The organism is Rhodococcus sp. P4_F3_2, from assembly GCF_056401335.1.
On the sequence record NZ_JBFUJN010000020.1, the window covers coordinates 13392 to 26029 of the forward strand.

Annotated in this window: 12 protein-coding genes; 1 reads left to right on the forward strand and 11 read right to left on the reverse strand. The window is 64.2% G+C overall.

What is annotated here, in order from left to right; genetic code table 11:
* Positions 1-35: 35 nt before the first annotated feature.
* Complete coding sequence (locus AC1DWA_RS21325) at positions 36-1484, reverse strand: RsmB/NOP family class I SAM-dependent RNA methyltransferase (RefSeq protein ID WP_019748382.1); 1449 nt, start codon at positions 1482-1484, stop codon at positions 36-38.
* A complete protein-coding gene (fmt, locus tag AC1DWA_RS21330; protein WP_477916999.1) occupies positions 1481-2404 on the reverse strand; it encodes a methionyl-tRNA formyltransferase in 924 nt (307 codons plus the stop codon). The genes AC1DWA_RS21325 and fmt overlap by 4 nt, the downstream gene beginning before the upstream one ends.
* Positions 2405-2692: 288 nt before the next feature.
* Here fmt and AC1DWA_RS21335 point away from each other — a divergent pair, with 288 nt between their 5' ends.
* Positions 2693-2899: a hypothetical protein gene (locus AC1DWA_RS21335; protein WP_003944900.1), complete on the forward strand. Its 207-nt coding sequence runs from the start codon at positions 2693-2695 to the stop codon at positions 2897-2899.
* A gap of 57 nt (positions 2900-2956) precedes the next feature.
* On the opposite strand, the gene AC1DWA_RS21340 is transcribed toward AC1DWA_RS21335, so the two are convergent.
* From AC1DWA_RS21340 to AC1DWA_RS21380, 9 genes are all read right to left on the reverse strand, one after another.
* Complete coding sequence (locus AC1DWA_RS21340) at positions 2957-3976, reverse strand: esterase/lipase family protein (RefSeq protein WP_477846635.1); 1020 nt, start codon at positions 3974-3976, stop codon at positions 2957-2959.
* A gap of 94 nt (positions 3977-4070) precedes the next feature.
* Positions 4071-4739 carry a PadR family transcriptional regulator gene (locus AC1DWA_RS21345; protein ID WP_477846638.1) on the reverse strand — a complete coding sequence of 223 codons (669 nt, stop codon included), beginning with the start codon at positions 4737-4739 and terminating at the stop codon, positions 4071-4073.
* 190 nt (positions 4740-4929) lie between these two features.
* Positions 4930-6948 (reverse strand): primosomal protein N', encoded by a 2019-nt coding sequence (locus tag AC1DWA_RS21350; RefSeq protein WP_477917001.1) that lies wholly within the window; start codon positions 6946-6948, stop codon positions 4930-4932.
* Between the two features lie 25 nt (positions 6949-6973).
* Positions 6974-8188 carry a methionine adenosyltransferase gene (gene metK / locus AC1DWA_RS21355; protein WP_003944827.1) on the reverse strand — a complete coding sequence of 405 codons (1215 nt, stop codon included), beginning with the start codon at positions 8186-8188 and terminating at the stop codon, positions 6974-6976.
* A gap of 188 nt (positions 8189-8376) precedes the next feature.
* Positions 8377-9675 carry a bifunctional phosphopantothenoylcysteine decarboxylase/phosphopantothenate--cysteine ligase CoaBC gene (coaBC, locus tag AC1DWA_RS21360; RefSeq protein ID WP_020969581.1) on the reverse strand — a complete coding sequence of 433 codons (1299 nt, stop codon included), beginning with the start codon at positions 9673-9675 and terminating at the stop codon, positions 8377-8379.
* Entirely contained in the window at positions 9672-9971 is a 300-nt protein-coding gene (gene rpoZ / locus AC1DWA_RS21365) for a DNA-directed RNA polymerase subunit omega (RefSeq protein WP_003944996.1), read from the reverse strand. The genes coaBC and rpoZ overlap by 4 nt, the downstream gene beginning before the upstream one ends.
* 98 nt (positions 9972-10069) lie before the next feature.
* Entirely contained in the window at positions 10070-10669 is a 600-nt protein-coding gene (gene gmk, locus AC1DWA_RS21370) for a guanylate kinase (RefSeq protein WP_029255329.1), read from the reverse strand.
* Between the two features lie 36 nt (positions 10670-10705).
* Complete coding sequence (gene mihF / locus AC1DWA_RS21375; protein WP_003944825.1) at positions 10706-11026, reverse strand: integration host factor, actinobacterial type; 321 nt, start codon at positions 11024-11026, stop codon at positions 10706-10708.
* Between the two features lie 369 nt (positions 11027-11395).
* The gene (locus AC1DWA_RS21380) at positions 11396-12595 is read right to left on the reverse strand and encodes a glycosyltransferase 87 family protein (protein ID WP_477846740.1); all 1200 of its coding nucleotides are present in this window, start codon (positions 12593-12595) and stop codon (positions 11396-11398) included.
* Positions 12596-12638 lie beyond the last annotated feature (43 nt).

Sequence of the window (12638 nt, forward strand, 5' to 3'; positions counted from 1 at the left end):
CACCATACGACTACCGATGCCCAGAAGTCATCCGATCAGGCCAGCGGCTTGCGCAAAGCGGCCATGAACATAGCGTCCGTGCCGTGTCGATGCGGCCACAACTGAACCGACGATCCGTCGCCGACGTCCGGGACACCTGGCACCAATTCCTTGGTGTCGAGTTCCACGACGCCATGACGCCGCACCGCATCGGCGACCACTGCCAGCGTTTCCGACAAGTGTGGCGAGCACGTGGAGTACAGCACCACTCCGCCGGGCCGAACCAGTTCGATTGCGGCAGCAAGCAATTCACGCTGCAACTTCACGAGCGGAGCCACATCGGACGGCTGGCGACGCCAACGTGCCTCCGGGCGCCGACGCAGCGCACCCAACCCGGTGCAGGGAGCGTCGACGAGGATGCGGTCGTATCCGGGTTCGAGCCCGGATTCGCGGCCGTCCGCCACGTGTACGTCCACGGGAAGCTCGCGAGTGGTCTTGCGAATCAACTCGGCACGGTGTTCGACCGGCTCGACGGCGTCGAGTCGACCACCTTCGATGCCGGCAAGAGCACCGAGAAGTGCCGCTTTTCCTCCTGGACCTGCACAGAGGTCGAGCCAGCGTCCGGAGTCTTCACCTTCGAGAGGAGCAATGCTGAGGGCGCGGGCAACCAGCTGACTGCCCTCGTCCTGCACTCCTGCCAGGCCTTGGCGGACCGCCTCGAGTTGTCCGGGGTCACCGCCGTCGAGATGCACGGCGTACGGCGAGTACGGCCCGATCTCGCCGCCGGTCACCAGTGCGAGCTCCTCGGCGGAGATCTCACCGGGGCGGGCGACGAGGTGCACGGCGGGGCGGGCGTCGTCGGCGATCAGGACGTCTTCGAGCTCTCCGGCTGCGGCGCCGAGCGAGTCGGCAAATACCTGCGCGATCCACAGGGGATGCGCGTGCTCGAAGGCGAGTCGGCCGACCGGGTCCTTCGGCGCCAGCAGCTCGACCCACTCGTCCTGGGTGCGTTCGGAAACACGGCGCAGGACCGCGTTGACGAATCCTGCTCGGCCCTGGCCGTTTTCGGCGCGGACGAGGTCGACCGAAGTGGCAACAGCAGCGTGCGGTGCGACACGAGTACGCAGCAGTTGGTACGAGCCGAGTCGGAGTACATCGAGCAGGGTTCCGTCGATCTCTTCGATCGGCCGACCCGCCGCATGCGCGATCACCGCATCCAGGAGGCCCTGAGCACGTGCCGCGCCGTACGCGAGTTCGGTTGCCAGCGCCGCATCGCGTGCGTCGAGTTTGCGGTCACGCAGGAGCCCGGGCAGAACCAGGTTCGCGTATGCGTCACGTTCACGGACCGCGCGCAGGACGTCGCGCGCAGCCAGGCGCGGTTGATCGAGCCCGGCGGTTGCCGGATCCGGCCGCTTGGCCTGCTTCGGCTTGGTGTTCTTGCCGCCGGTTGCATTCTTGGCTCCGGGACCCTGTGTCCGCCGTGCCGGTCGTCGTGATTCGGTCACTGTGCTCGTACCTCCGCGTCGAGTCGGGCACCGCGTGCCCAGTCCCCTGCCGACATCAATTTCTTGCCCGGGGGCTGAATCTGCCCGAGTCGTACCGCGGTGGTCGCGGTACCGATGTACAGACCATCCTTGCGTACCGAGATCTCACCGACTGCCAGGGTCTCGTCCGTAACGGTGACCGGGCCGACCTTGACTCGAAGATCACCGATCATCGTCCATGCCCCGGGTGCGGGTGTGACGGCTCGGATGTGCCGGTCCACCGTGCGAGCGGGCAATTCCCACCGCACGCGGGCCGCGTCCACAGTCACCTTGGGGGCGTACGAGACGCCGTCGTCAGACTGCGGAACCGCGTTGATCTCTCCGGCCTCCAGGCCGTCGAGTACCGATTCGAGCAGGGCAGCGCTGTTTTCCGCCAGACGCCCGAGCAGGTCGCCTGCCGTATCGGTGTCGCGAATCCGCTCGGTCATCACTCCGTACACGGGGCCGGTATCCATGCCGGCTTCCAAACGGAACGCACTGGCGCCCGTCACTTCGTCACCGGCACTGATCGCGGCCTGCACCGGCGCGGCGCCGCGCCACGCCGGAAGCAGCGAGAAATGCAGATTGACCCAACCGCATTTCGGAATGTCGAGGACGTTCTGCGGCAACAGGTTTCCGTAGGCGACGACGGGTGCGCAGTCCGGTTCGAGGCGGGCGAGTTCGGCTGCGAAGTCGGGATCGGACGCCTTGACCGGGGTCAGGACCGGGATGCCGTGCTCGTCGGCAAGCAGACCGATCGGCGAGCGGGTGACTTTGCGACCGCGGCCCGCCACAGCGTCCGGACGCGTGACGACGGCTACCACTTCGTGGTTGGCGGACTCGATGAGACGCCGCAGCGAAGGAACCGCGGGTTCGGGCGTTCCGGCGAACACGACGCGCATGTCAGCTCTCCCGTTTCGTTGGGCTCTTCGGACTCTGATCAGCCGATCGGCCTGTCGAACGCGGTGGACTGCAACTCACGAAAATGCTCCCGGATGTGTCGGTGGGTGGAACTGTCAGTCTAAGGACTGCGGGAGCTACGACCTACCTCGCGCCACACCGAACCACTTTCTCAGCAATTTCTTTGATCAGAACCCTGCAGATTCACCGGTCCTCGGTATTGACTGTCTCTGTCGTCGCCACTCGGCGGAGGCTGATACGGGATACACCGATCACACGGAGGAACTTAGATGGCAGGCATCGACAGTAAGTTCGACAAGGCCTACGCAGGAAAGTCCGTCGAAGAATTGGCGGACGCCCCGGTCGCGGCACTCAACGGCGTAAGCGATTCGGACGCAGAACATTTGAAGGCAGCGTTCAACATCAAGACCGTCCGCGACCTCGGAACGAACAAGTTCTTCCTGTGGGCGCAGGCCACTGCCAAGCTCGCCGAGTAAACATCCCGACCCACGTGGTCTCGGTGCTCACGAGTTAGCAGATCACGAATTTGCAGCTCACGAATTTGCGTCGATGACCACTTGCGGAATATCCGTGCCGAGCGGCACCGCGCTGCACGAAGCGTGCCGCTCGGCATCGGGGTCGAGGACCGTCCGGATGACGTCGATCACGTAGGGGTCGTACGGCATGCGGAAGTGGCCGGTCAGGTTCGACGGGCACAGATCCTGGAGGACGATGTTTTCTGCACCGGCGTCGCGGAGCGCGATGTTCGAGGACGGTTGGATCATCTCGTCGACAGTGGACCCGATAGTCGTGTAGCGCACTCCGGGTACGGTGTCACCGCCGTCGTTGAGGGCGTTCAACGTATCCGACCCCTGCATCTGCTCGCGGACAGCTCGCGAAAAGACATCTTCGACAAAGTCTTCTCCGCCGGGGATCGCACGGACGATGGGAACCAACCCGAACATCACCCCGCCGTAGGTCGGCGAAGCCAAACCGACCCAATGATCGACGTAGGCGTCGCCGCCCATTTTGTTGACGTAGTACCGCGTCACCGTCGCGCCTTGGGAGTAGCCGATCACGTCGACCTTGTCCGCTCCGGTCGCGGTCAGCACCTGATCGACGAAAGAACCGAACGCGGTGGCACTACCGACTATGTCGCCGACGCCGTAAGTCTCGTGTGCGACGTCCCCGTCTTCTTCTTCGATCGCACCGCCGTAATTGAGGGCGAAGACGCAATAGCCGTCAGCTGCCAGTGCCGGCGACAGGGCCGCCCAATCCGCGTACGCCTCGGTGTCGGTTCCGTGGGCGAGTACAACTGGTCGGGGATGCGTGGCGGAAGGCTCACAGGCGAAATCGTTCGACCCGGCAGGTGCGGATCCTCGATGAGCATGCGCATATGCCGTGGCAACGGAACGAGTCGCCTGACCCGGACCGATGTCGAGAGGAACGTCCATCGCGTCGGCACTCGCAGACGGGAGCGTCGGTGCGGCAGCCGATATCGCCGGCGGTGCTCCGATCAGCAGCGCCACTGCTACCGAAAATGTCAGTCCCACAGACCGTTTGACGCCAGCCATTGTTCCTGCTCCTGCTCTGATCCTACGAGGGAGCTGACCGTAACACCAGAAACTTCGGGGCGCATACCCTACCGAACAGTAGGTATCCGACGTCTCAATTGCCGCCTTCATCGGCGTCATCACCGGCAAGCACTCGGTAGAGCGACTTACGCGCCTCGACAAGCACGTCGGCTGCGGCCTTGACCTGCGCTGGTGTGCCTACAGCAGCCACTTGACCGGCCGCGCCCATCAGCTGGCCGATCAGTTCACGAAGGTCCTGCTCCGGCTCCCCTACGCTGAGACGAACGTCATCCCACGGTGCCCCGAGATCGGCGCGATGCTCCTCGACGTACGCGAGGCCTTCCTCGGTCAGCTTGGCGGTCTTGCGGCCGGCGACCTTTTCGATGATGACCAGTCCCTCGTCCTCGAGTTGGGACAGCGCGGGATAAATAGAACCCGGACTCGGCTTCCAGACGCCGCCGCTGCGCTCGACGATCTGCTGAATCAATTCGTAGCCGTGCATCGGCTCTTCCGCGATCAACAACAGAATCGCAGCGCGCACATCTCCACGACGACCTCGTCCGCCACGTCCTCGCCCGCGACCGAACTGAGCGCCCGGACCGAAGCCGGGGCCGGGTCCGCCGTCTGGACCGAAACGCCCCCGCCGATGGCCTCTGCGTGGCATGTCACCGAAGCCCGGCCGCTCGTGCGGTCGACCGCGTCGTCCACCGTCTCGATCGCCGGGACCATCGCCCGGCGCGCCGTCGTCCGTCGGCGCCCACATCACAAATGGTGGCCGTTGCTCACGGCCGAAACCGCCGAAGAAACCGCGTCGGCCGAACATCCCCTCGTTCGGGAAACTTGCATCCATCGTCGAACCTCCATCACTATCGTTGATAGTTCGACGATATATCGCCATATCGGGTTGCGCAAGATTTTTGCTGCACACAAGCATGCCTCTGAGAACTCGAAAATCAGCCGATGCGGCGTGGGTCGATCTGAATGCGGACCGGACCCGATGACTTCCGCGCACTGCGCGCGGCCCTCGCATGTGCCAGAGCGTCCGCAAGGCCGCGACCGTCCTTGCGTGGAACGCGGACCAGCATTCGCTCCGGCGCGACACCGCTCTCGTCCTCTCCGGAATACGGAAGCCTCTCCCCCGCAGGCAATTCCACTGGTCCGAGTAGTACAGCACTTGCCGGCAGATCAGCTGAGTCCACCAACTCCGCAATTGCTGCGGATCCACCGTCGATCGCAGCCATGTGAACGGCCGGAGGAAAGCCGACCTCGTCCCGTTCCTCGAATTGAGATTGTGCGTGCCCCACTGGATCCCATCGGACCAACGCCTGCACCGTCGGGATACCCGAGTCTGCGACAACCACAACTTCACCGCCTTCGGACAGCGGAATCACCATGGCAGCAGCCGACATCCAGTGTCTGAGTGTTTCCTCGGCGGCGCGCAGATCGGGCCGGCCGAGCAGTGCCCAACCGTCGAGCAAGAGCGCGGCGCCGTAGCCGCCGGTCATCACCGGCTCCGCACCCACTGTCGAGACCACCAACGCGGGCCCGTGTGGCAGTTCCTTGACCACATCACCGCCCCCGGACAGAACAACTTTCACACCGGGAAACGCCCGCCCGAGTTCTTCGGCGGTCCGGCCGGCACCGACTACCACCGCGCGCAACGCTTTCGCCCCGCACGCGTGACATCGGTAGGCGGCATCGGCAACCCCGCACCAGCGGCACGCCGGTGTCCCGGCGCCGTCGGGACCTGCCGCAGCGGGAAGAGCCAGTGGGCCGTTGCACCGACGGCAACGTGCCGGGGCACGGCACTTTCCACAGGCCAGGGTCGGTACGTACCCCCGCCGAGGCACCTGCACCAGGACTCCGTTGCCCTCACCCAGAGCGCGCCGGGCGGCCGCGAATGCAATAGCGGGCAAACGAGCCGCTCTGGCTCCCGGATCGCGGGCCAAGGCTTGATCGCTGTCGGCAAGCGCGGTGATCTTGGGTGCGTGAGCACGAACGACGTCCCGCGTAGCGACCAGATCGTGCGCCCATCCCGAGTCGACGAGTACCTGCGATTCTGCCGTACGGGAGAACCCACCGATCACGACGGCGCACCCGGCGACGTAGCCACGCAGGACGGCAACTTCGCGGGCATGTGGATACGGCGACCGCGGCTCGGACAAGTTGTCGTCGCCGTCGTCCCAGACGACGACAAGACCGGTCTCGGGCGTCGGCGCAAAAACTGCACTGCGCGTGCCGACGACGATCCGGGCGGTCCCGCGCAGTGCAGCGAGCCACCTTCGGTATCGCATGGCCGGCCCCAGGCCTGCGGACAGACCCACCACTGCATCCGCTCCGGAGAGTTCGGTACATGCGGCGACGACGCGGTCCAGGTCGCGTTGATCGGGCACAACCAGAATCGCGGATTTACCACTTGCCGCTACAGCCCCGGCCAATTCGGCCAGGCGCAGTGGCCAGTTTTCACCAGGCAACGCCTGCCAGACCGCACGCGGGCTTTTCGACTCGCAAATCGCGGACAGGAAGGCGTCACCGAATCTGTAGAGATGCCAACCATTTTCGATCGGTTCAGGAGCGGACGGCGGCTCGGCGGGCTCCCACGGTTCCGCCTCGACCTTCGCGTGGCGCGGCGGTACCGCCAAACGGAGAACGTCAGCACGGGTTCCGGCATAACGCTCCGCCACACGATCGACGACTTGCGCGATTTCGGCCGTCAGGACCCGCTCGGACGAGATGACGCGTTCGAGCCAGCCGAACTTCCCCTGATGGTCACTGGTCGCCTCGCGCGAGACGATGAAACCGTCCACCAGACGACCAGCGAAGCGGATGCGCACCCGGACTCCGGGCTGCGCATCCGCTTCGAGTTCACGAGGAACGAGGTAGTCGAATTCACGGTCGAGGTGAGCGAGCGGGAGCATCGGCAGCACCCGGGCGACCGGATCGACTTCTGCCGCTACTCTTTCCGCGCCCACCCGCGCCCCGTCTGTACGTCAGTGATCAGAGACCAGCTGCGCTACGCAGCTTGTCGGCACGATCGGTGCTCTCCCACGGGAGGTCGATGTCGGTGCGACCGAAGTGACCGTATGCCGCCGTCTGCGCGTAGATCGGACGCAGCAGGTCGAGGTCGCGGATGATCGCTCCCGGACGCAGGTCGAAGATCTCGGTGATCGCCTTCTGGATCCGTGCCGGATCGGTCTTCTCGGTGCCGAAGGTTTCGACGAAGAGGCCGACCGGAGCCGCCTTGCCGATGGCGTAGGCGACCTGAACCTCGATGCGGTCGGCCAGACCTGCGGCAACAGCGTTCTTGGCCACCCAACGCATGGCGTAGGCAGCGCTTCGGTCGACCTTTGACGGGTCCTTGCCGGAGAACGCGCCGCCGCCGTGGCGAGCCATTCCGCCGTAGGTGTCGACGATGATCTTGCGGCCGGTCAAACCGGCGTCACCCATCGGGCCACCGAGGACGAACTTGCCCGTCGGGTTCACCAGCAGACGAACATCGGAGGTGTCGAGATCGGTGAGGTTGACGTCGGTCAGCACCGAGTGAAGCACCTTCTCGCGAAGATCGGGCGTCAACAGGTTGTCGAGGTCGATGTCAGCGGCATGCTGGGTGGAGATGACCACGGTGTCGAGACGGACAGCCTTGTCGCCGTCGTACTCGATGGTGACCTGGGTCTTGCCGTCCGGGCGCAGGTACGGCAGCACGCCGGACTTACGGACCTCGGTCAACCGGCGAGAGAGACGATGAGCCAACGCGATGGGCAGCGGCATCAGTTCCGGCGTGTCGGTGGTGGCGTAGCCGAACATCAGGCCCTGGTCGCCCGCACCCTGACGGTCGATCTCGTCGTCGCTGATTCCGTCGACGCGAGCCTCGTGCGAGTGATCGACACCCTGCGCGATCTCGGGCGACTGAGCGCCGATCGCGACGTTGACGCCACAGGAGTTACCGTCGAAGCCCTTTGCCGAGCTGTCGTAGCCGATCTCGAGGACCGTGTCGCGCACGATCTTCGGAATGTCTGCGTACGCAGTGGTCGTGACCTCGCCGGCGACGTGAACCTGGCCGGTGGTGACCAGAGTTTCGACGGCCACGCGGGCGCGYGGGTCCTGGGTGAGCAGCGCGTCGAGGATCGAGTCGCTGATCGCGTCACAGATCTTGTCCGGGTGCCCCTCGGTGACGGACTCGCTGGTGAATAGCCGACTGCCGGACTTGCTCACAGATCTCCCTCTCGACGACTGAGTTCTTGACTACAGCTTATTGAAGTATCCGAATCACCGTTCGGTGACCGTTTTGTCATGCTTTGTTAGCTGGGGGCTGAGCCGACGATAACGGTTGGACCGCCTGCGCAACACCCTTGTGCTCACCCGATTATCGTGGGGTAACTCTCACCACCGGGCGCGTGTCGCTACTCGGGGAAGAGCTTGACCAGGGCGTCGAGTACTCGACTGGCCATCAAAGCCTTGGATCCGTGCTCGAGCGCGGACTCCGAGCCGTCGGAACCGAGCAGCCAACCGTCGTTGTGATCGACCTCGAACGCCTTGCCCTCGCCGACCGCATTGACCACGAGGAGGTCGCAACCTTTGCGGGCAAGCTTGGAGCGGGCGTAACTGAGAACGTCACCATGGGCGTCACCGGTCTCTGCGGCGAATCCGACGATCACCGTTCGAGCGTCCAGATCGCCGTCACGACGCGCTTCGACGAGACCGGCGAGGATGTCGGCGTTTCTGGTGAGGCTGATCGAGTCGGGTTCGTTTGCGCCCTTCTTGATCTTGCTGCCTTCGACGGTGGTGGGGCGGAAGTCCGCGACAGCTGCAGCCATGACGACTCCGTCGTGTCCCGGTGCRTGCTTCTCCACTGCCAACCGGAGATCTTCGGCCGTCTTGATGTGCACGACGTCGACAGCGGCGGGGTCGGCAAGATCGGCCGTGTAACCGGCGATCAGCGTGACGTGAGCGCCGCGTTGGGCGGCCAGACGGGCGAGCGCGTAGCCCTGTTTGCCGGAGCTGCGATTACCGAGAAAGCGCACCGGATCGAGCGGCTCGCGAGTACCGCCGGCGGTGACCAGGATGCGGCGACCTTCCAGGTCGCGCGGCAACGCGTCCGAGCGCTCGAGGAGCAACGATGCCAACCCGACGATCTCGTCGGGTTCGGGAAGTCGACCGGCCCCGGTGTCTTTTCCGGTCAAACGCCCGGAGGCAGGTTCGATCACGTGGACGCCGCGCGAGCGCAGTGTCGCCACGTTGGACACCGTTGCGGGGTGCTCCCACATCTCGGTGTGCATTGCGGGGGCGAAGACGACCGGACAGCGTGCGGTCAACAAGGTGGCTGTCAACAGGTCGTCTGCGCGGCCCATGACAGCTCGCGCCATCAGATCAGCGGTTGCCGGCGCGATGACAACGAGATCGGCTTCCTGTCCGAGGCGGACATGCGGAACCTGCGGGACGTCGTTGAAGACGCCGGTGTGAACCGGGTTGCCGGAGAGTGCTTCGAACGTGGCGCGGCCGACGAACTCCAGAGCGGATTCGGTCGGAATCACGCGGACGTGATGACCGCTCTCGGTGAAGCTGCGGATGATCGAGCACGCTTTGTACGCGGCGATACCCCCACCGACACCGACGACAATGCGCTTACGTATCGATGTGGGCGCGTCGGACACTCCCCCGACACCCGAACGAGGTTCGGGTGCGGCAGACGTGGTGCTCACTCGCCTTCGGTGTGCTCGAGGAGATCAGCGTGGATTTCACGCAACGCGATGGACAGCGGCTTTTCCTGCAGACCGGGCTCGACCAGAGGTCCGACGTATTCGAGGATGCCGTCACCGAGCTGGTTGTAGTAGTCGTTGATCTGGCGCGCGCGCTTGGCCGAGTAGATGACCAGGGCGTACTTGGAAGAGGTGCGTTCGAGCAACTCGTCGATCGGCGGGTTGGTGATGCCGAGCGGGGTGTCGTAGGCAGGCAGAGCGCCCTGACCTGCTGCGGACGCGGCTGAAGTGCTGCTCACTCTTGTGTCTCCTGAATTAGATCTTCATTGAAGAACTAGTTTTATCGATCCGGATATCTGAGAAACGGGGTGGAAATCGGTTCCCGAAGGGTGCGGAATCAGTTCCCAACCAACAAGGATACCAACTCATCGCAAGCACGGCTTACATCCTCGTTCACGATGACCGTGTCGAACTCGTCCTGCGCGGCCAATTCCACTCGGGCCGTCTCGAGTCGGCGTGCCACGACGTCTTCCGTTTCGGTTCCCCGTCCGGTCAGCCGTTGCACCAGAACGTCCCAGCTCGGTGGAGCCATGAACACCAACAGAGCTTCGGGCATCGCCTGGCGGACAGCTCGTGCTCCGGCGAGATCGACCTCGACGAGTACGGGCTTTCCAGCTTCGAGCGCTTCTTCGATCGGCGCTGCCGGGGTGCCGGAGCGCTGTAGACCGCCGTGGATTTCCGCCCATTCGAGAAGTTCACCGGAGTCGATCATCCGTTGAAATTCTTCACGGGAGGTGAATCGGTAGTCCTTGCCGTCCACTTCACCGGGACGGGGATCGCGAGTGGTCGCCGAAACGCTGAAAACGAGTTCAGGCAACCGAGTTCTCAGCTCGCGAACGACGCTGGACTTACCGACAGCCGAAGGGCCGGCCAGTACAACCAGCCGACCCCTCCGCACTGCGGTCTTGCTCTCTGACACTGTTGCGTCAGCAATCATCAGACACTGCCGCGTCAGCAATCATCACTTGTCGGCTCAGGCCTCGAAGTCAAACTTGGTGAGCAGAGCCTTGCGCTGCCGATCACCGAGGCCACGAAGGCGACGGGTCGGTGCAATCTCCAGCTCGGTCATGATCTCCTGAGCCTTGACCTTGCCCACCTTGGGCAGCGCCTCGAGCAGTGCCGAAACCTTCATCTTGCCCAAGATTTCGTTGTCTTCGGCGTCCTTGAGGACCTGCTTGAGGTCGGTGCCGCCACGCTTCAGGCGCTCCTTGAGCTCAGCCCTGGCCTTGCGGGCAGCAGCTGCCTTCTCCAAAGCAGCAGCGCGCTGCTCATCAGTCAACTGGGGAAGGGCCACGGTTCCTCCGTCTCGTCGTGTGCAAATTTTGTCTATTCCGCTGATAACCAGCAGCGATAGCGACCGTACTCACGCCTGGCGCGAATTGCTAACCCACCCCCCGCGGTCCGATGCAGATCGCGGTGGGTTATGCGCGTCGAATCGATGTCACACATCGTCGCCGTTTTCGGCTGGATCGAGACGGATTCGACGCAACACGAACGTGCGTACAGTACCGAAATAGACTGTAACACAAAGCATTTCGATACATCGGGTGCGACGTCCCCATGCGTGTGTGCGAAATCGTTACCTGCGGGAATGAACGTGGTCGCCGACACATCCAAAAATTTCGAGCATTTTCGACGCCCATGCGCGTGTCGCGGCCTGTTTTCAGGTCGGCATCGACGATTTCGGATCGTCGGCATCGACCGTGTCCGGTTCGGTGCGGCTCACGCCGGGGGCGGCCAGAGCGACTACTACCGCGAGGCTCGCCCAGAGCAATGAATTCTCCAGGACGAAGCCGACGACCGGGATATCCATGTCCGCGCCGACCCGAGGAAGCCGAAACAGCACGACCGCAGCGGTGAGGCCGATCGCGATCCAGGACCACGCGGGTACCGATCGGGTGTCCTCCCCCACGCCCGACTTGATCGGAACGAGGAGCACACCCACCGCCGGCACCAACCACACGAAGTGGTGGGTCCAGGCAATGGGAGTCACGATTGCCGCCAGCAGAGCCACCACCGTGAAACCGGCAAGATCACCTCGCAGGCGCTGAGCGCGCCGCGTCGCGACAATTCCGAGGACACCCAACACTGCACAGGCGACGAGCCATGCCGGACCCACCAGGCCCTCGGGGAGTAGCCGTAAGGCCATTCCACGCACGGACTGGTTACCGAACACAGACGGGTCACCGACCGCGACGCGCCCCGAGAGTGAGGCGATGTCACCGAAGTAGTCGATCGTCTGTCGCGGGAGAACGGCAAAGCCGAGTGCCGTGGCGCCGAGGAAGCCGGCGAGGGCGCCCGCAACCGCTTTCCAACGCCCGGTGATCACGTAGTAACCGATGTAGACGAGAGGCACCAGTTTGACGGCCCCGGCGATCCCCACCAGCACACCCTCGGGAATCCACCGTGGTCGAGCCAGCACGTCGATCAGGCACAGAAGTGTCAGGAACAACCCGACCTGCCCGTACCCGAGGTGATCGGAGATCGGCGATGCCGCCGTCCACAGGACCAGGAAACCCACGTAGACGACGACGGGCCGCCTACGTGTGAACGGGACCTCGCGATAGCTGAGCACGATGATCGCGGCCAGCATCAGGAGGCTGACGAAACTCCATCCCCACTGGACCGCACCCCAGGAACCCAAGGCGACCGGAACGGCGACGAGCGCAGCGAAGGGCGGATAAGTGAACGGCAGTCTCGCGTTGAACGACTCGTCGTACAGGTTCGAGCCGTCGAGGACGGCTTGACCTGCCGTCCGGTACACGGCGAGATCGTCGCCGTGTACGCCGGTGACGGATTGGAACCCGGTGGCGAGCAGCGCGCACGCCGCGACGAGAAGTCCGATCTGCCACCAACGATTCACCGACGGACGGTACCACCGGGTTCCACCGCTCGAACGAGCCTCG